Below are 18,194 nucleotides of genomic sequence, written 5' to 3' on the forward strand. Positions count from 1 at the left end.
GCTCAGCTCCCGCTCGGGACAGGATCACCCAGGTCCTCGGAGTCGTACCCCGGGTCGTCCTCGTCCAGCGGCCGCCGGGCCCGGGTGAGCCGGGCCAGGATGGCGAGGCCCTTCTCCAGGTCGAGCGCGGTACGCACGCCGTCAAGCGACAGGCCCAGCTCCACGAGGGTGATCGCCACGGCGGGCCGCATGCCGACCACGACCGTCTCCGCGTCCAGCACCCGCGACAGGGCCGCGATCGAGCTGAACATGCGGCCGATGAAGGAGTCGACGATGTCCACCGCCGAGATGTCGATGATGACGCCGCGCGCGCTCGTGTCGACGATCTTTTGGGCCAGCTCCTCCTGCAGCGCCATCACGTCATCGTCCTGCAGGTCGACCTGGATCGAGACCAGCAGCGCGTCCGCGAGCCGGAGGATGGGGACCGACGGACTCACCGCACCGCCCCGGTGCGGCGTCGCACGACCTCCACGCCGCTGCCCCGCAGGGCGTGCAGCAGCGCGTCGGCCAGCGACGCCTTCGTGGGGATGTCGCCGAACTCGATCCCCAGCGTCACGATCGTCTGCGCGATCTGCGGGCGGATGCCCGAGATGGTGCACTCCGCGCCCATCAGTCGGGCGGCCACCACGGTCTTGAGCAGGTGCTGCGCCACCTCGGTGTCCACCGCGGGGACGCCCGTGATGTCGATAATCGCGTGCTCGGACCCGGTGTCGACCAGGGTCTGCAGCAGCTTCTCCATGACGATCTGGGTCCGCGCCGAGTCGAGCGTGCCGACCAGCGGCACGGCGACCACGCCGTCCCACAGCTTCACCACCGGCGTCGAGAGCTCGAGCAGCTGCTCGGCCTGCTCGGCGATGACCTCCTCGCGTGCCCGCGTGTAGCTGTCCATCGTCAGCAGGCCCAGGCCGTCGACCCAGCGCGACGCGGTGATCAGCGCGGCGGAGGGCTGCTCCGACTCCATGGCCACCTCGAACAGCGCGTCCTTCAGTGCGAACACGCTTACGGCCGTCTCGCTCGGGGTGAATCCGCGCCGGGCCCGGTCGCGCGACAGCTCCGCCAGCAGGGCCCGGACCTCGCCGTAGCCCTCGTCGTCGAGATCCAGCCCGGCGACCGAGATCGCCTTCGACAACGCGGTGACCAGGTCGCGGAAGGAGCGCTCCAGCTCGGAGGCCGCGGCCTGGCCCTGCAGGTGCACCGAGGCCGCCTTCACCCAGCGTTGCAGCAGCGCGTCCTCGTCGTCCCAGAGCAGTCGCAGGAGATGCTGCCCCTCGTTGTCGGCCATGCCCAACCTCCAGTCCCGCGCGGCCGGTTCGACACCGCCCGAGCGCCCCGCAACCCTAGTGGCGGCCCGGGGCACCCCTTCCGCAGGTCCGGACGGCCTTGCCGGGAGCGCTCGGTCCGCGCGGCCGGGCGCGGGCGCACCGCCGTCCGCGAATGCGCTCGCACAGGCCCTAACCTGATCCGCGTGATGATCCGGCCGGTCGAGCTCGCCGGGATCAAGGCCGGCGCCGTCGATCTCGCCTTCCGCCGCTGGGACCGGCCGCGCGTCGTCGTCGGTACCCGGATGCGCACCGCCGTCGGGTTGATCGAGGTCACGTCCGTCGAGCCCGTCGACGAAGCCGCGATCACCGAGGACGATGCGCGCCGGGCCGGCGCCGCGTCCCTCGACGCCTTGCGGCGCGGGCTGGCGGCCAGGGCGGACCGGCCCTTGTTCCGCGTGGGCCTGCGCTGGGGCGGCGAGGACCCGCGGATCGCGTTGCGGGAGCGCCCGCCCACCGACGCCGAGCTCGCCGAGATCCGCGCTCGCCTGGATCGGCTCGACGCCGCGTCGTCCATCGGACCGTGGACCAGGCAGACGCTGGCGATCATCGACCGCTCGCCCGAGGTCCGTGCTCCGGATCTGGCGGCCGAGCTCGGCCGCGACACGCCGTCGTTCAAGCGCGACGTCCGCAAGCTCAAGGAGCTGGGTCTGACGGAGTCGCTCGACATCGGCTACCGGCTCTCGCCCCGCGGCGAGGCGGTCGTCGACGGCGGCGCGCCGTCGCGTCGACGACCCGCTCCGCCGACCGGCACCCGGCTGCCGAAGATCGGCGCTCCGGCCACGCGGGCGCTCACCGCCGCGGGACTCACGACGCTGGAGGCAGTGGCCGGGGTCCCGGAGCAGGAGCTCGCAGCGATGCACGGCGTCGGTCCGATCGCCCTGAAGACGCTGCGTGCGGCGTTGGCCGAGCACGGCCTCGACCTGCCGGCCTCACGAGTGGACCATCAGTAGGGGCACGACCCGACTCACGACCCGCTCACGAGTGCGGCGCCACCACCGCCTCCACGGCCGGCCGAGCGATGTCGGATCTTGGCCTGCAGGAACGTGGGAGGCGTCGACTATGATGGGCGGGTCGGAGCCTCCGTCCGGCTCATCCCTCGGAGGTCGCAGGTTCGGATCCTGCGCCCGCGACGACCAATCACCACGTGAGGGCCTCGATCGCCGATGGCGACGGGTTTTCGACCGTGTGAGGCAGGAGTAGTTCGTGGCTCGAGGTGACCAGCGCCTACGGCGCGCTCACCGCACCGCTCGTCCGCCGCAGGGCCGTGCCCGCAACCGGGACGACGACGGCATCATCCCGGTGCTCGCCCGCACCGCGAGCGAGGTCGAGGCCGCCGCCCAGCGCGGGCGCGTGCTGTCGTCGGACCGGACGAAGTTCCAGGTCGTGGCGGTTTTGGCGCGCCAGGAGCGGGCCCGGGTCCGGACCGAGATCAGCAGCGACGCCCGGCGGTCGTCGATGCTCAAGCGCCTCGACGGCATCGCGTTGATCCTCGCGCAGACCGCCACCCGCGACACGTCGCTGCTCGCGCTGCTCGCCGAGGACGCCGTCCTGTCCGACTCCGCCCGGGCACTCATGCGGAACCTGCTGCAGGACGCCGGGTTGGACCCGGGCACTGTCGAGGTCGCACCCCCGGAGCTGCCCGCCGCTCCCACCGCCGCTCCTGCCGCTCCCGAGAAGCGGGTGGTGCCGCAGACGGTCGTCTCGCGTCAGCTGGCCAACCCCTTCCTCGCCCCGGACTTCTCGGCCGCCCGGCCGAGCGCGGCCCCGTCGCGCCGTCTGGCCACGTGGGAGCTGCTCGGGCCGCTGTTCAACTCGTTCGAACGGGCCGGCGGGGGAGCCTCGCCGTGCATGGCGCTCCCCGCGCCGTCGTCACTGCAGGTGCCGGGCGGTCGTACCCTGATGCCCCACCAGGGCCAGCTGGTCGCCGCGGCCGCGGCCGGTCACCGGACCTTCCTGCTCGCCGACGAACCGGGCCTGGGCAAGACGGCCCAGGCGCTGCTCGCCGCGCAGGCGGCGAACGCCTACCCGCTGCTCGTGGTCGTGCCGAACGTCGTCAAGACCAACTGGGCCCGCGAGGCCACGCTCTGGACCCCCACCAGGTCGGCCACCGTGATCCACGGCAACGGCGACACGATGGACGGCTTCGCCGACATCGTGGTGGTCAACTACGAGGTGCTCGACCGCCACGTGGGCTGGATCGGCGACTTCGGCTTCCGCGGCATGGTCGTCGACGAGGCGCACTTCATCAAGAACAAGAGCTCCCAGCGCTCGCAGAACGTGCTGCAGCTCTCGGAGAGCATCCGGTCCCGCGTCGCGCGGCCCCTGCTCATGGCCCTGACCGGGACCCCGCTGATCAACGACATCGAGGACTTCCAGGCGATCTGGCAGTTCCTCGGCTGGATCGACGACACCAAGCCGCTCGCCGAGCTGATGCAGGCGCTGGAGGAGACCGGGCTGACGCCGGCGGACCCCGGGTTCTACCCCGCCGCCCGCCAGTGCGTGGTCGACCGCGGCATCGTCCGTCGCCGCAAGATCGACGTGGCGGCCGACATCCCGGAGCGGCGGATCGCCGACCTGCCCGTCGAGCTGGACGACAAGGTCGGCCGATCGATCCGGGAGGCCGAGCGGTCGCTCGCCCGCCGGATGGTGGCGCAGTACGAGAGCGCGCTCGCACGGCGGAAGGCCGGGCCGGTCGTCGAGGGGATCGACCACGACCTCGTGCGCCGGATCGCCACCCGGGAGCGGAAGGAGGCGACCACGGCCAAGGGCGGTGAGAACGCTGCCGAGAACGTGTTCGCCATGATGCGGCGCATCGGGCAGGCGAAGGCCGGCCTCGCCGCCGACTACGCGGCCCAGCTGGCACGCAGCGCAGGCAAGGTCGTCTTCTTCGCCAAGCACGTCGACGTGATGGACGCCGCCGAGGCGGCCTTCTCCAAGGCGGGCATCCGCTTCTCCTCGATCCGCGGAGACCAGACGCGGACGGTGCGGCAGAAACAGATCGACGCGTTCGTGAAGGACTCCGACGTCGCGATCGCGGTCTGTTCCCTGACCGCGGCCGGTGTCGGCATCAACCTGCAGGTGGCCTCGAACGTCGTGCTCGCCGAGCTCTCCTGGACCGACGCGGAGCAGACCCAGGCCATCGACCGCAGCCACCGCATCGGCCAGACCGAGCCCGTCACCGCGTGGCGCATCATCGCCGCCCAGACGATCGACGCGAGGATCGCGGAGCTCATCGACAGCAAGGCGGGGCTCGCCGCCCGGGCGCTCGACGGCTCGGAGGAGGAGGTGTCGTCCTCCGCGGACGTGCAGCTCGAGACCCTCGTGGCGATGTTGACCGACGCGTTGGCGGAAGTGCGGTAGAGCACGCTCACGACGAAGCGTGAGATCTACAGGAGCGCGGGCTGATCACAGCTGGGCGACCCTGGTGTGCATCTCACGGTCGCTCCCGAGTCGTGACATCCGGCGCGTTCTCGGTGTCGACCTCGGTCGTTGCGCCGGGTGTGGCTGGTGGAGGGACGTGCTGCGGGCGCTCGTGGGTCGGCGACGAGCGTTCGCACTGCTGTCTTCGCACGCGAGGGTGCGGGGAGGTCTTCGACGACGTCGAGCTGTTCGACGCTCATCGGGTCGTCGGCTGCTGCGTCAGCCCGTGGGTGATGGGCCTGGTCCAGACGAAGAACCGGATCTGGCTGCGCGTGCTGGGCGGGTAGCAGCTCCACTCGGGCCTAGTGTCTACGCATGGCACTGCTGTCGATCAAGCGACGGAACTGATGGCTGCCAGTATCGGCGACGTCCGCGACGACGTCGACGCGATCCACCACGCCGAGACGGCTGTGGGTGGCGTTCTCGACCGGTTGTCCTACTCGGCGGAGTACGGATACGGCAGCACCGCCGAAGCCATCAGCGACATACGCACCTCACGAAGGCACGCCGACCTCGCACTGGCCGCCGCGGCCATCGGCAACGCCATCATGGCGGCCAAGCATGAGGCCCAGGCCATCGACGCCGAGTCCGACGCGGCTCGCATGCTCAAGCGGGCGGAGGGCCACGGCGACGATCTGCTCGACGGTCTGCAGGCCGCCGCGGCGCTCGTCGACGGCGCTCTCGGCAATGCGAAGTCCGTGGTCGCGCTCGACGACTCGTCGCCTGCCGCCGCGATACACGGCAAGATCGCCGCCCAGTCGCAGGCGCTGCAGGAATACGCGCAACGGGTGGAGGAGATCCGGACACGCCTCAGTGGCTCCCGTGATCCGACCGAACTGCAGGTGGCTGCCGACCACTTCGTGGCACTGCGTCATGACCTCGACGAGGGGATGGGCAGGGCGCAGGAGATAGCGTCCGATTCGCTGGACTACAACAGCCGCTTATGAGTGTGTTGCTCTCGATTCAGGCTCGGTAGGTGCCTTGGAGTTTCACGTCCTGGGGAGGGACCGGTCGACCGAAGAGGTAGCCCTGTGCGTGCGTGGCGCCTATCCGGTGCAGTACCTCGACCTGCGTGCGTCGTTCGACGCCCTCGACGACGACCCGGAGCTTGAGGTCGCGCCCCAGTGCGAGCAGTGCGCGCAGGAACTGTTCGGTGTCGGGATTGGTGTCGATGTCGCCGGCGAACCCACGATCGATCTTGATCGAGTGCAGCGGGATCTGCCGCAGGTGCAGGAGCGACGAGTAGCCGGTGCCGAAGTCGTCGAGCGACAGCACGACATCGAGTTCGCGGAGCCGACGGGCGACGGTGATGGCGGTCGGCAGGTTGTGCAGCAGGGCGTCTTCGGTGATCTCCAGCGCCAGCTGACCGGGTCCGAGGTCGTGCCGGTTCAGGCAGTGGGCGACCCGGTCGGGGAGGCTCGGGTCGCTGATGGAGTGCGGCGAGACGTTGACGCTCACACGCAGGTCGCGGTGGCCGAGCTCGGTGGACCACTCGGCGGCCTGTGCGCAGGCGAGGTCGAGCATGTGGTCGGTGAGGGCCGGTATGAGCCCGCTGCGGGTGGCGATCGGGATGAAGACGTCGGGTCCGACGTCGCGGCCGTCGTGGCGCCATCGGGCGAGGGCCTCGAAGGCGATCGTGGCACCGCTGCCGAGGTCGACGATCGGCTGGTAGTACGCCTCGATGTCGCCCAGCGCCAGTGCCTGGCGCAGGGGCTCGCGCAGCTTGAGCGTCCTCGACCCGGGCAGTGACATGAGCGGGTCGTACACGGCGTAGCGCCCTCGCCCGGCGCGCTTCGCGGTGTACATCGCGATGTCGGCGTGGGCGAGGATCGCCTCGACGCCGGTCTCCTTCTCGTCCTGGGCGAGCTCGGCGACCCCGATGCTCGCCGAGATGGTGATGCACCGCTGCCCGACGAGGAACGGCTTGGCCAGGGCGTCCAGGAGGCGGGTGGCGACCAGTGCCGGGTCGGACGTACCTTCCAGCAACACCGCGAACTCGTCGCCGCTCAGCCGCGCGAGGGTGTCGCCGGGGCGGACGGCGCGCTGGAGCCGGTGCGCCGCGAGCGCGAGCACCTCGTCGCCGGAGGCGTGTCCGAGGGTGTCGTTGACGGCTTTGAACTCGTCGAGGTCGATCAGCAGCACCGCGGCGGAGCGGCCGTCGCGGGCGCCCAGCTCCAGCGCGTGCTCGACGTGGTCGAAGAACATGGCACGGTTGGGCAGCCCGGTCAGGTGGTCGTGGAAGGCGCTCCAGTGCAGCTTCGCCTCCCGGTCGACGGCCTCGGCGCGCAGGTTCTCGGCCTGCAGGATCTGCCCGAGCAGCGTCGCGAACAGATGCAGTAGTGGCGCCTGCTCGGTCAGCCTCTGCGACGCCACCCGCGGGTCGAGGCCACAGATCGTGCCGTAGAGGGTGCCGTCGGCGCCGCGGATGGGCACGCCGACGTACGCCCCGATCGTCATGTCGCGGGCGACGCTGGTGGTGGCGTACTCCGGCACGGCCATGGCGTCCGGGGCGATCTGCGGTGCCGCGCTGGTCACCATGTACTGGCAGAACGAGTCCGACCAGGGCTGGGAGCCGCCCGCAGCTTTGCCGTAGGCGTCGTCCTCCACACACACATAGATCTGCTGGTCGTCCTCGTACCGGCTGACCGCCCAGAAGGCCAGCGGAACCTCCCGCTTCAGATGGTCGACGACGAGGCGGCACGCCTCGTCGAAGCCCATCAACGGCAGCAGGATTGCTGAGGGCGACACCGCGTCCTCCCGTCTCGGCCGGCCTGGTTCAGCCTGCGGCCGGAACGTCGACAGCAGGGGTCGTCGGGCACAGGCGACCCATCGACGGGAACAGCACACACCGCAGCAGCAGGACTACACAACGCGCAAGGACGGATCCGCCCGATCTGCTGAACGCATGGCAGCGGGCGGCACCCCGAGGAGTACCGCCCGCCCGTCGCGCGATCGTGCGAGATCCAACGTGCACTGCATGTCGTGGTTGACGGCCTCGGCGTCCAACTCCGGCGGAGGTGGCCGCAGGCCCACGACGGGATGCCTCCGCGGCGTGCTGTGCGTGAGAGCCCGATCTTCGCGCACGGAGCCCGGCTCGAGGGGAACGACGTTTCTCCACCACATCGCACCAGGCCGAGCAGGAGTCCGTGCCGGTCATTCTGGACGCGGCCGGTCGGGTTGCACAACCCGTGTCGGACCGATGATGCTGCCCGGGCGACAGGCCCGGCAGCACACCGAACCGGGGCGGCGGCGGAACCAGGTGCCGGTCTCCGCTCAGGACTCCTTGACCGCGATGCTCTGGACGGTGTTCGCGACCGTCTCGAAGGCGTCGGCGGCCTCCTCGAGGATCTCCACCACCTCCTTGGTCTTGAGCACGGTCAGCACGTCGACGGTCTGTGCGGGGTCCGGCGCGGCGAGCAGGTCGCCGAGCAGGTCGCGGTAGAGCGTGTCCGCTTCCTCCTCCAGCGAGTTCACGTCGATCCAGTACTGCTCGAGCTCGGCCAGGTGCTCCAGCTTCGGCATCGCGGTGGCGGTGCACCCGGCGGCCCGACGCAGCACTTCCACCTGCTCGGCGACACCGGGCGGCAGCGTGTCGAGCCGGTACAGCACGATCCGGTCGGCGGCTTCCTCCATGGCGTCGAGGACGTCGTCCAGCGCTCCGGCGAGGCGGTAGATGTCCTCGCGGTCGAACGGTGTGACGAAGGTTTTGTTGATCATCACGAGGATCTCGTGGGTGAGCTCGTCGCCCAGGTGCTCGCAGTTCTTGATCGTCCGGGCGAGCTCCGCGCGGCGTGTCGCATCGGTGCTGACGAGCTCGGCGAGGTTGTTCGCGGTGGTGGCGATGTTCTCCGCGGCGCGGGTGAACAGCGGGTAGAAGCCGCGCTCGTGCGGAGTCAATCGAAACGCCATCGGCGGGCTGTACCCCGCCGCCGTCGGTCTACTCGACAGCACGACGGCGCATGCGGCGCCGAGGCGGCTGTCGCGCCCGGGGGATCGAATCGGATGAACGGGGTACCCGCGCCCCCAATCCGCCAGGAGTCGTGATCGAGGAGGTGCCGATGCGGGCGATGGTCTACCGCGGGCCGTACAAGGTCCGGGTCGAGGAGAAGGACATGCCCGCGATCGAACATCCCAACGACGCGGTCGTCCGGGTGTCGCTCGGGGCGATCTGCGGCTCCGACCTGCACCTCTACCACGGCATGATGCCCGACACCCGGGTCGGGACGACCTTCGGCCACGAGTTCATCGGCGTGGTCGAGGAGGTCGGCTCGTCGGTCCAGAGCCTGAGGCGCGGCGACCGGGTCCTGGTCCCGTTCAACATCTTCTGCGGGTCGTGCTGGTTCTGCGCGCGGGGGCTGTACGCGAACTGCCACAACGTCAACCCCAACGCCACGGCCGTCGGTGCCATCTACGGCTACTCGCACACCGCCGGCGGCTACGACGGGGGCCAGTCCGAGTTCGTCCGGGTGCCGTTCGCCGACGTCGGACCGACCCTCATTCCGGAGTGGATGGACGACGAGGACGCCGTCATGCTCACCGACGCGCTGCCGACCGGCTACTTCGGTGCGCAGCTCGGCGACATCGTCGAAGGCGACGTCGTGGTCGTGTTCGGGGCGGGCCCGGTCGGTCTGTTCGCCGCGAAGTCCGCCTGGCTGATGGGCGCCGGGCGGGTCATCGTCATCGACCACCTCGAGTACCGGCTGGAGAAGGCGCGGACGTTCGCCCACGCCGAGACCTACAACTTCGTCGAGTACGACGACATCGTCGTGCACATGAAGAAGATCACCGACCATCTCGGCGCGGACGTGGCGATCGACGCGGTGGGTGCCGAGGCCGACGGCAACTTCCTGCAGCACGTCACCGCGGCGAAGCTGAAGCTCCAGGGCGGCTCACCGGTGGCGCTGAACTGGGCGATCGACTCCGTCCGCAAGGGCGGGACGGTCTCGGTGGTGGGGGCCTACGGGCCGATCTTCAGTGCGGTCAAGTTCGGTGACGCCGTGAACAAGGGGCTGACGCTGCGGATGAACCAGTGCCCCGTGAAGCGGCAGTGGCCGCGCCTGTTCGAGCACATCCGCAACGGCTACCTCAAGCCGAGCGACATCGTCACGCACCGCATCCCGCTCGAGCACATCGCCGAGGGCTATCACATCTTCTCGGCGAAGCTGGACGGCTGCATCAAGCCGCTGGTCGTTCCGAGCGCCGGCTGACGAGGGAGGACGACCATGGCCTACACGCCCGAGAAGCCGCCGAACGCCGAGTCGAGCGAGCAGCTGCGCGCCCGCATTCCGGGCTGGGGAGTGGACCTGGACCCGAAGGACCGCCCGTCGGTGCCGAAACTGCAGTACCGGCCGGACGGGACGGGCGCCCGGTGGGACTTCCCCGAGAGACAGCCGGAGCTGGCGCCGCGGGAGCGCTCGATCGAGCACAAGTTCCTCCCGCCCGTGTTCGGCACGACCTGCCCGCCCAAGGGAATCTCGGGCGTCATCCGGCGAAGGGCGTACGAGAAGTACAGCGAGGGACGCGCGGCGCACTGGCTGCTGCTCATCGCCGCGGATCGCGTCGACGCCTGGGAGAGCCACCTCAGATCCTTCGCGACCCTGCGTCCCGACAATCCGGTCACCGAGACCGGGGTCCTCAGCGAGTTCTCCCGTCACGGGTTCCGCTCCCGTTTCGGAACGCCGCGGGCCGACCGTGCGCACCAGCCGCTCGACCCGATCATCGTCGGCGCGCCGTGGGTGGTCCTCGGCGGTGCCGCGTACGTCGCCGCCCGGCGCGTCGCGGACCGTCGTCGCGGTCGGTGGAGTCGCTGACGGCGCATGGGGTAACCGGTTGGAGTCCCGCCGACGAAGGAGGAGCAGTGGCCACTCAGGTCGAGAAGACCGTCGAGGTCGACGTCCCGGTGAACACCGCCTACAACCAGTGGACGCAGTTCGAGGAGTTCCCGCAGTTCATGAGCGGGGTCGACGAGGTCAGGCAGGTCGGTGAAGCGCTGACGCACTGGGTCGCGCAGATCGCCGGCGTCCGGCGTGAGTGGGACGCGGCCATCCTCGAGCAGGTTCCCGACAGCAAGGTCGCGTGGGCCGCCACCACCGGTGCGACGAACGCAGGCGCCGTGTTCTTCCAGTCGCTGGGGCCCGCCCGGACGCTCGTGCGACTCCAGCTCGAATACGAGCCCGAGGGCCTCGTGGAGAAGGTCGGCGACTTCCTGAACGTCGTCTCCCGGCAGGCCGAAGGTGACCTCGAGCGGTTCAAGGCGTTCATCGAGGGCCGAGGTGCCGCCACCGGCGGGTGGCGTGGTGCGGTCAACGAGGCCGGGACCGTCGGCTCGCCCGGGGTCGACGCGGCGTCCGCGTCGCGGGGCGACAGCGGCAAGGCCGGTGTGTCCGGCACCGCGGTCGCCGCCGGCGTGGCCGCGGCCGGCGTCGCCGCCGCCGGTGTCGCGGCCGCCACCGCCGCCAAGCGCTCCGGTGAGGGCGAGTCGACGTCCGTGGGCGAGTCCGACATGAGTGGCGACGTCATCGCGGTGGGACCCACCGGCGGTACGGAGAGCACCCTGCAGACCACCCCGCCCGTCGAGCCGGGTGTGACCGCCCTCGACAGCGACCGGGCGTTCGACGACGACCCGGGTCCGAGCGACCGCCTCGACGGCGATGTGCTCGCTGTCGACGAGTTCGGGACCGCGACAGCCGGCGTCAACGGCGGCACGATCGGGCTCCCGGTCGAACCGACCTCCGCGGGCGGCGCCGGCGACGAACTCGACCCGGACGGACCGCGCACCGGGACGTTCGACGACTCGAACAACCCTCGGCGCGGGGTCTGACTACCGTCCCAGGCCGGTGGACGAGCGTGGGTGCGACAACGAGCCGTTGTCGCACCTACGCTCGATGTGGTGTACCACCTCGCCCAGGTCAACGTCGCGCGGATGCTGGCGCCGCTCGACGACCCGATCATGCGGGAGTTCGTCGCGGCCATCGGGCGGATCGAGCGGCTGGCGGCGGCCAGCCCCGGATTCCTGTGGCGCCTCGCGGACGAGGGAGGGCACGGCGTGTGCGTGCAGCCCGACGAAGGTGGCCCCGTCTTCGTCAACGTGACGCTCTGGCGGGACTACGACTCGCTGCACGTGTTCACCTACCGGAGCCCGCATGCGGACCACCTCAAGCGCCGGTCGCGCTGGTTCGCCGCCACTCCGCAGCCGTCGACCGCCCTCTGGTGGGTACCGGACGGCGCCCGTCCGAGCCTCGACGAGGCTCTTCTGCGGCTGCAGTTCCTGCGCAGGTACGGTCCGACGCCGAGAGCGTTCTCGCTGCGGCGCAGGTTCGACCCGGACGGGCGGCCGGTCGGCCGCCGGCGCCTCGCGTCCGGGTACGTCCGTCATGTACAGGGCTGAGTCCGTCACGGCGAGGTCAGCCAGCGCGCGGCGTTCTCGGCGATGTCCGGCGGGACGACGTGCGGTCCGTCGAACTCGTGGACCTCGACGGGGATGCCGGCCGCTCGCAGCCCCGGGACGATCCGGCGGCTCGTCCGGTCGATCGGCAGCACCGTGTCGGCGCGGCCGTGTGAGAGGTAGACGTGCGGTGTGCCCGTCCGGGGCGTCGGGACCAGGAACCCGGGGGAGAACGCGATGATGTGGGTGAAGCGGTCGGCGTTGGCGAGCCCGAGGGACAGCGCATAGGAGGCACCGTCCGAGAACCCGCTGATCGCCAGCCGGGTGGGGTCCACCGGGTGGGTGGCGAAGACCTGGGTGAGCGCGTCGTCGATGCGGCGCACGTCGCTTCCCCAGCGGCCTTGGGTGATGACGTCCCAGGTGCTGTCCCGTGAGCTCGGAGCCACCAGCAGGAGGCGGTGGGCGTCGGCGAGCGGGAGCAGGGGAGCCAATCCGCCTCGCGCGTCGCCGCTCGCACCGTGGAGGGTGAGCACCAGGCGCTGCGGACCGGCGTCGTCCTCCGACGGAGCCGGGACGCGCACGAGTACCTCGGGTCCGGGCCCGAGATCGAGTGCGTGCAGGCCGGGTGCCGGCGCGGGGAATGCGGATCCGGCCGCGGCAGGGCGGGCCGTCAGCCGCGCGGCGCCGGCTGAGGCGCCCCAGTTCAACGGGCTCACGCCGGGCAGTCCCCCTGTGCATCCACCGATCGCCGCCACCGCCGCGGCCGCGCCCAGGAAGCGCAGGACACGTCGACGACCCAGCGACTGCACGATCGTCCACCCTCCACGAGCACGGGATCTGCCCCACATGTGCGGTGCCGGCGCCCTGTGCGACCGCCCGGGAGTTGCAGTCCTGACGGGCCAGGGCCTGTCAGGCCGTCGTCGTCGGCTGCACCTCCTCGGGTGGGTCGGCGTCGTGGTCGACCACGAACTCGCCCGCGTCGAACTGGCCGCTCTGGTGATCGCCCACGCGGGAGGCCTGACCGGGCTCCGGGTCTGCGCTGCCGGACGCGCCGCTCTGCACGGGGCCGCTGAGGCTCTCGTCCCCGTCGGGACCGTCGTCGTCGATGGCCATCGTCTGCGTCCTTCCGCCGGGGGCCACTGTGCCGGGCAACCTGATTACTACCCAGGGCCGGGCTCCTCACGCCGGATCCTTCTGCCGGTGCGGTACTCGGAGTCCGGGTCGGGGGAGGCGTTCATCGGCGCAGTCGCAGCGGCTGTACTGCTCCGACCCAGGGCCACCATCGGCACCACACTCCTGCTCGCGTTGCGACGGGGTACTCCGCGACCAGGATCGTGAACATCCCTGACTCGGTGGGGCCAGGCCGGCCGCGAGTTTCATGCGGTGGTCACGTGGACACAAGGTCCCTCCGCGCTCCGTCTGCGCCGAGCGAGAGGATCGCCCGCACATCCGCAGTTTCCGTCGCTCTCCTCCGACGGCGTGCGGCCCTGCACCGTGTCGTTCCACGACCCGCTCGGCGGTGACACCGCCGAGCCCGCGGGGTGAGGGGAGCGGTGCAGCGTGGCCCGCTCCCCTCACCGGCGCGGGGTTCGCCGCTGCGATCCGGGGGAACCCACCGCCCCGCAAGCACCCGGAAATGCGGAGGAACCACCAGTGAGTCAGGACCAGACCACCCAGCAGGACCCGACCGAGCAGCACGCGGCGCCCGGCAGCGGCGACGAGACGGTGGAGTACCCCGGACGCAGCAGCGAGTTGGACGTCCAGCCCGACCACGGTGAGCAGAGCTACAAGGGCAGCAACCGGCTGGAGGGCAAGAAGACGATCATCACGGGCGGCGACTCCGGGATCGGCCGGGCCGTGGCGCTGGCGTTCGCGCGTGAGGGCGCCGACGTGCTCATCTCGTACCTGGAGTCGGAGGAGAAGGACGCCCAGGAGACCGTCCGGCTGATCGAGGACGCGGGCCGCAAGGCCGTCACCGTGCCGGGAGACCTGCGCGAAGAGTCCGTCTGTCAGCAGGTCGTGGACACGGCGGTACGCGAGTTCGGGCGGATCGACGTGCTGGTCAGCAACGCCGCGTTCCAGATGTCGCAGGACGACGGGATCGCCGGCATCACCACGGAGCAGTTCGACCGGGTGATGAAGACCAACGTGTACGCCCTGTTCTGGTTGACCAAGGCCGCCGTCCCGCACATGAGCGAGGGCTCGTCGATCATCACGACGTCGTCGGTGCAGGGGTTCTCACCGTCGCCCCACCTGCTGGACTACGCGACGTCCAAGGCCGCCATCGTCAACTTCACCAAGGGCCTCGCCGCCGACCTGGTAGAGAAGGGCATCCGGGTGAACTCGGTCGCCCCGGGTCCGGTGTGGACACCGCTGATCCCGGCGACGATGGACGAGGAGAAGGTCAAGTCGTTCGGTGAGCAGTCGCCGATGGGGCGCGCCGCGCAGCCCGCCGAGCTCGCCCCGAGCTACGTCTTCCTGGCCTCCCAGGAATCCAGCTACATCACCGCCGATGTCATCGCCGTGACGGGCGGTTCGCCGATCGTCTGATCGGCGACGGATGGACGAGGGCTGGGTGGGTACCACGCCGCAGTGCTGGGTCGAGCTGTCGGAAGTGGTGTCGTGGCGGGTATCGCCGGGGTCGCGGTGATGACCGCTGCGGAGAAACTCGAGCAGGCGGTGTCGCGGCGACCGGACTCCCTCGTCCCCGGCCGCGCCGCCGAGCGGCTCCTGAAGCTGGAGCCGGCCGCCGAGCCCGACGTGCGCCCACGGATGTGGGCCATGCACGTCGGCATGGGGGCCGGCGTCGGCGTGCTCCGTGGCGTCATGGCCTTCGCCGGTCTGCGCGGGCCGTGGGCGTCGGCGATGTTCACGGTCGTCCGGTTGACCGCCGACCAGACGGTCGAGAACTGGACCGGTGTCGGAGCACCGCCGTGGACCTGGCCACGCGACGAGCTGCTCGTCGACGTAGCAGGCAAGGCCGTCTACGCGTTCGTCGCCGGAGCGGTGGCGGACCGGCTCGCCGCTGCCGCCGGCGTCTCGCCGGGGCAGCGGCACGCCCGGCTCGCGGGTGGTCGGCGCGTGCACGACGTCGGGCCGGTACCGGGCGGCCGGGTCACAGCGGAGTGATCGTCCCGTGATCGAGGTTCGTCGGACGACGTCGGCGTCCGCGGAGGCCGTATGGAAGATCCTCGCCGACGGCTGGACGTACCCGGCATGGGTCGTGGGTGCGTCCCGGATGCGGACGGTCGGCGCCGACTGGCCGGCGGTCGGGGCGGAGCTGCACCATTCGCTCGGAGCGTGGCCGTTGCTGATCGACGACGTCACCGGGTGCTCGCGGCCCGGCCGGAGCGGGAGCTCAGGCTCCGCGGCAAGGGGTGGCCTGCGGGCGAGGTCGAGATCCACCTGCTCCTGCGGCCCGACGGGAACGGCGGCTGCGAGATCGTGATGCGCGAGGACGCGGTCGCCGGGCCAGCGAAGCTGATCCTCAAGCCGGTCAGGGTGGTCATGATGAAGCGGCGCAACGCTGAGGCCCTGCAGCGCCTGGCCTACCTCGCCGAGGGATCGGCCCGGTAGACCAGGGATCGGGCGCACTTCCTCCGGGCGCTCGTCAACACCCTGATGGCCGACCAGGCTCTGCGCGGGCGGACCGCAGCGGGTCGGCCGCCGCGTCGTCGACCGTGTCGTGCCAGCGCGGTAGCCGGAGCACGACCTCCATGCGTCGGAGCTCGTCGCGGTGTAGCGCACTCAGTCGGCCCAGGAGGGCTTCGCCGTCCGCGGTGAGAAGCACCCGTACCGCACGTCCGTCGTCGGGGTGGGTGGCGCGCTCGACCAACCCCTGCGCCTGCACGCGGTCGACCAGCTCGACCACGCTGTGGTGCCGGAGCTGCAGCCGGTCGGCCAGCTCGCGGACGGTGGCCCAGTCGCGGTCGGGGAACCCCTTGAGCGCCAGGAGGAGGACGTACTGCTGCGGGGCCAACCCGTGGTCGCGGACGGTCTCCTCGCTGAAGCGCAGGTAGCGGCGGATCGCGAACCGGAACTGCGCCAGTGCCTCGAAGTCCTGCTTGGTCAGGGGCTCGGGGTCCGTTCGAGCGTCGTCCGCCGTCACGCCGACATCAGATCACAGGTCGCTCACCCGAAAGCCGCTGTCCACCACACAGTATCGTAGTACGATACTTCTAGGGCCTATCAAAGGAGACGGTGATGTACGGAGTGACGCAGGCAGACCCGTGCAAGGGTGACCGGGTGCAGGTGGAGACCCTCGGCACGGTGGTCGATGTCGAGGAGCGGGCCGGTGTGAACGGGGCGCTGATCGAGCTGGACGACGACGGCCACCAGGTGTGGGTTCCGTTCAGGTTCCTGATGGCGGCCGGTCGCCACTGAGGCGCCCTCGGTCCGTGTGTGAGTGCGCGGATCAGTGCACGACTGCCGCCGAGCGATCTCGTTGTCGTTGCTCAACCCGACGGCGCCGTGCCGACCAACCCGCTCGTGGCCGCCCTCGCCGGCGTGAGGTGCACATGAGCGCGACGTCGATCGTCGCCGACAGCGCTCACGTTCACCTCGCGAGCGCGGGGTGCTCTGCCGGGTGCCGCGTACGCGGGGCTGAACGGCTGCCTCGGTGATCTGTCGGTGCAAAGATCGGGCAGTGGCGCGGTCGGACCGCGCTGCTGGGAGGACAAGTAATGGCGCAGGACGTATCCGTGCGGTCGACCGGGCTGTTCCCGGCCCTGAGCTATGCCGAGTGGTCGGACAGCCTGGCGACCGTGCACCGGTTCAGCCAGGTCGTGGGCAAGCTGCGGCTGGCGTACAGCCCGCGACGCAACCACTGGTGGAACGTCCCCTTCCACCTCTCCGGGCGTGGGATCACCACCCGCCCGATGGGGCTGGACCCGACGTTCGCCGTGGAGTTCGACTACCTCGCCCACCGGCTCCGGGTCGACACCGCCGACGGGCGCTCGGCGTCGTTCGGGCTGGTCGGGCACTCGGTGGCGACCTTCCACGCCGAGGTGAGCCGCACACTCGCAGCAGTGGGGGTGGATCCGTCGCCGATCGCCGACGCCCGCCCGTTCGACCTGCCCGACGCGGACCGCCGCTTCGCCGACGACACCGAGCACGCCGCCTACGACCCCGCTGCCGTGTACCGGTACTGGCAGGTCCTCGCGCAGGTCAACGTGGTGCTGGAGGAGTTCGCCGGCCGGTTCTCGGGCAAGACCAGCCCCGTGCACCACTTCTGGCACACCTTCGACGTCGCCCTCACCCGCTTCGCGGACGTCGTCGTCGACCAGTCCGCCACGCCGGATCCGGTCACCCGCGAGGCGTACTCCCGGGAGGTGGTCAGCTCGGGGTTCTGGTTCGGCGACCCGACCTTCCCCGAGCCCGCCTTCTACTCCTACACCGCGCCGGAGCCCGCCGGGCTGGCCGACGCCGCGCTGCCCGCCCCGGCCGCCTGGCTCGAGCGCAACGGCAGCCACCTGGCGGTGCTGCGCTACGACGACGCGCGCGCCGCACCGGACCCGAAGGCCGCGGTGCTCGACTTTCTGGACACGGCCTACCGCGCGGGGGCGCAGCGCGCGGGCTGGGACGTCGACCAGTTCGCCTGCGTGGACGGTGTCACCGACCCGCTGATCGCGCGGCAGTGATGACGGACGTCCTGCGCCGGTACCTCGGGCATCGACCTCGCACAGGCAGTGGCCACCTCGCAGAGTCGATTGCCCCTGCGAGGAGTGCGGCGCGTCTGCGGGGACGGGGGTAACGGCAGGGACTCCCACGATCACGAACGGCGGTCCGGTGGGCCCGGCACGACGTGCAGTTCCACCGGACGGGTACCAAGCGGCTGCACCACCCGGTGGTGGGCGGTCTTGACCTGACCTACGAGGCGATGGAGTTCCCGTCCGACCCCGGCCTGACCCTCCTCGTCTACACCGCCGAGACGGGCACCCCGACCCACGACGCACTGACGCTGCTCGCGAGCTGGGCGGCCACCCTCGACCGCCAGGAGGAGATGGCAGATTCTTGACGAACGGTGACGTTCCTGCCACTTCCGTCCGACGTCGGCGCGGCGCATCGTC

Annotated in this window: 20 protein-coding genes and 1 pseudogene; 14 read left to right on the forward strand and 7 right to left on the reverse strand. The window is 70.9% G+C overall.

Going from position 1 to position 18,194, the window contains the following annotated elements; genetic code table 11:
* Positions 1-2: 2 nt before the first annotated feature.
* Together RM445_RS06075 and RM445_RS06080 are read right to left on the reverse strand one after the other, a co-directional pair.
* Positions 3-437, reverse strand: a complete 435-nt coding sequence (locus RM445_RS06075) for an STAS domain-containing protein (protein WP_311555065.1) — start codon at positions 435-437, stop codon at positions 3-5.
* Positions 434-1,282, reverse strand: coding sequence for an STAS domain-containing protein (locus RM445_RS06080; RefSeq protein ID WP_311555067.1), 849 nt, complete (start codon positions 1,280-1,282; stop codon positions 434-436). Before RM445_RS06080 ends, RM445_RS06075 begins: the two co-directional genes overlap by 4 nt.
* A 183-nt stretch (positions 1,283-1,465) precedes the next feature.
* On the opposite strand from RM445_RS06080, the gene RM445_RS06085 reads away from it, so the two are divergent.
* The 4 genes from RM445_RS06085 (at position 1,466) to RM445_RS06100 (ending at position 5,689) form a co-directional block, all read left to right on the forward strand.
* Positions 1,466-2,272, forward strand: coding sequence for a hypothetical protein (locus RM445_RS06085; RefSeq protein WP_311555068.1), 807 nt, complete (start codon positions 1,466-1,468; stop codon positions 2,270-2,272).
* 253 nt (positions 2,273-2,525) lie between these two features.
* Positions 2,526-4,682: a DEAD/DEAH box helicase gene (locus tag RM445_RS06090; RefSeq protein WP_311555069.1), complete on the forward strand. Its 2,157-nt coding sequence runs from the start codon at positions 2,526-2,528 to the stop codon at positions 4,680-4,682.
* 92 nt (positions 4,683-4,774) lie between these two features.
* Positions 4,775-5,029 (forward strand): FDXHR family putative zinc-binding protein, encoded by a 255-nt coding sequence (locus RM445_RS06095; protein ID WP_311555070.1) that lies wholly within the window; start codon positions 4,775-4,777, stop codon positions 5,027-5,029.
* A gap of 18 nt (positions 5,030-5,047) precedes the next feature.
* A complete protein-coding gene (locus RM445_RS06100) occupies positions 5,048-5,689 on the forward strand; it encodes a hypothetical protein (protein ID WP_311555071.1) in 642 nt (213 codons plus the stop codon).
* Between the two features lie 16 nt (positions 5,690-5,705).
* Here the strand turns inward: RM445_RS06100 and RM445_RS06105 are convergent, their stop codons facing one another.
* Positions 5,706-7,490 (reverse strand): bifunctional diguanylate cyclase/phosphodiesterase, encoded by a 1,785-nt coding sequence (locus RM445_RS06105; RefSeq protein ID WP_311555073.1) that lies wholly within the window; start codon positions 7,488-7,490, stop codon positions 5,706-5,708.
* A 525-nt stretch (positions 7,491-8,015) separates the two neighbouring features.
* Entirely contained in the window at positions 8,016-8,651 is a 636-nt protein-coding gene (locus tag RM445_RS06110) for a DUF47 domain-containing protein (protein WP_311555075.1), read from the reverse strand.
* Between the two features lie 131 nt (positions 8,652-8,782).
* Here RM445_RS06110 and RM445_RS06115 point away from each other — a divergent pair, with 131 nt between their 5' ends.
* The 4 genes from RM445_RS06115 (at position 8,783) to RM445_RS06130 (ending at position 12,129) form a co-directional block, all read left to right on the forward strand.
* Entirely contained in the window at positions 8,783-9,949 is a 1,167-nt protein-coding gene (locus RM445_RS06115; RefSeq protein WP_311555076.1) for a zinc-dependent alcohol dehydrogenase, read from the forward strand.
* Between the two features lie 15 nt (positions 9,950-9,964).
* Positions 9,965-10,552 (forward strand): hypothetical protein, encoded by a 588-nt coding sequence (locus RM445_RS06120; RefSeq protein WP_311555077.1) that lies wholly within the window; start codon positions 9,965-9,967, stop codon positions 10,550-10,552.
* Between the two features lie 47 nt (positions 10,553-10,599).
* Entirely contained in the window at positions 10,600-11,562 is a 963-nt protein-coding gene (locus RM445_RS06125; RefSeq protein ID WP_311555078.1) for an SRPBCC family protein, read from the forward strand.
* A 69-nt stretch (positions 11,563-11,631) separates the two neighbouring features.
* Positions 11,632-12,129, forward strand: coding sequence for a DUF3291 domain-containing protein (locus tag RM445_RS06130; RefSeq protein WP_311555079.1), 498 nt, complete (start codon positions 11,632-11,634; stop codon positions 12,127-12,129).
* 5 nt (positions 12,130-12,134) lie between these two features.
* Here RM445_RS06130 and RM445_RS06135 read toward each other — a convergent pair whose 3' ends face one another.
* Both RM445_RS06135 and RM445_RS06140 read right to left on the reverse strand, forming a co-directional pair.
* A complete protein-coding gene (locus RM445_RS06135; protein WP_311555080.1) occupies positions 12,135-12,935 on the reverse strand; it encodes an alpha/beta hydrolase in 801 nt (266 codons plus the stop codon).
* A gap of 100 nt (positions 12,936-13,035) precedes the next feature.
* Positions 13,036-13,239 (reverse strand): hypothetical protein, encoded by a 204-nt coding sequence (locus RM445_RS06140; RefSeq protein WP_311555081.1) that lies wholly within the window; start codon positions 13,237-13,239, stop codon positions 13,036-13,038.
* 540 nt (positions 13,240-13,779) lie between these two features.
* Between RM445_RS06140 and RM445_RS06145 the strand changes: the two genes are divergently transcribed.
* From RM445_RS06145 to RM445_RS06155, 3 genes are all read left to right on the forward strand, one after another.
* Positions 13,780-14,676, forward strand: a complete 897-nt coding sequence (locus tag RM445_RS06145) for an SDR family oxidoreductase (RefSeq protein ID WP_397469242.1) — start codon at positions 13,780-13,782, stop codon at positions 14,674-14,676.
* 99 nt (positions 14,677-14,775) lie between these two features.
* Entirely contained in the window at positions 14,776-15,255 is a 480-nt protein-coding gene (locus RM445_RS06150) for a hypothetical protein (RefSeq protein WP_397469249.1), read from the forward strand.
* Positions 15,256-15,426: 171 nt separating this feature from the next.
* Positions 15,427-15,702, forward strand: coding sequence for a hypothetical protein (locus tag RM445_RS06155; RefSeq protein ID WP_311555083.1), 276 nt, complete (start codon positions 15,427-15,429; stop codon positions 15,700-15,702).
* A 34-nt stretch (positions 15,703-15,736) separates the two neighbouring features.
* Here RM445_RS06155 and RM445_RS06160 read toward each other — a convergent pair whose 3' ends face one another.
* Positions 15,737-16,234, reverse strand: coding sequence for a MarR family winged helix-turn-helix transcriptional regulator (locus tag RM445_RS06160; protein WP_311555084.1), 498 nt, complete (start codon positions 16,232-16,234; stop codon positions 15,737-15,739).
* Between the two features lie 95 nt (positions 16,235-16,329).
* On the opposite strand from RM445_RS06160, the gene RM445_RS06165 reads away from it, so the two are divergent.
* The 3 genes and pseudogenes from RM445_RS06165 to RM445_RS06175 form a co-directional block, all read left to right on the forward strand.
* Positions 16,330-16,509 (forward strand): hypothetical protein, encoded by a 180-nt coding sequence (locus RM445_RS06165; protein ID WP_311555085.1) that lies wholly within the window; start codon positions 16,330-16,332, stop codon positions 16,507-16,509.
* Between the two features lie 299 nt (positions 16,510-16,808).
* Positions 16,809-17,765: a DUF5996 family protein gene (locus RM445_RS06170; protein ID WP_311555086.1), complete on the forward strand. Its 957-nt coding sequence runs from the start codon at positions 16,809-16,811 to the stop codon at positions 17,763-17,765.
* A 146-nt stretch (positions 17,766-17,911) separates the two neighbouring features.
* Positions 17,912-18,142, forward strand: a pseudogene (locus tag RM445_RS06175) (MmyB family transcriptional regulator); the annotation flags it as partial.
* Between the last annotated feature and the right edge of the window lie 52 nt (positions 18,143-18,194).

It is taken from the genome of Pseudonocardia charpentierae (assembly GCF_031845345.1).
GTDB lineage: Bacteria > Actinomycetota > Actinomycetes > Mycobacteriales > Pseudonocardiaceae > Pseudonocardia > Pseudonocardia charpentierae.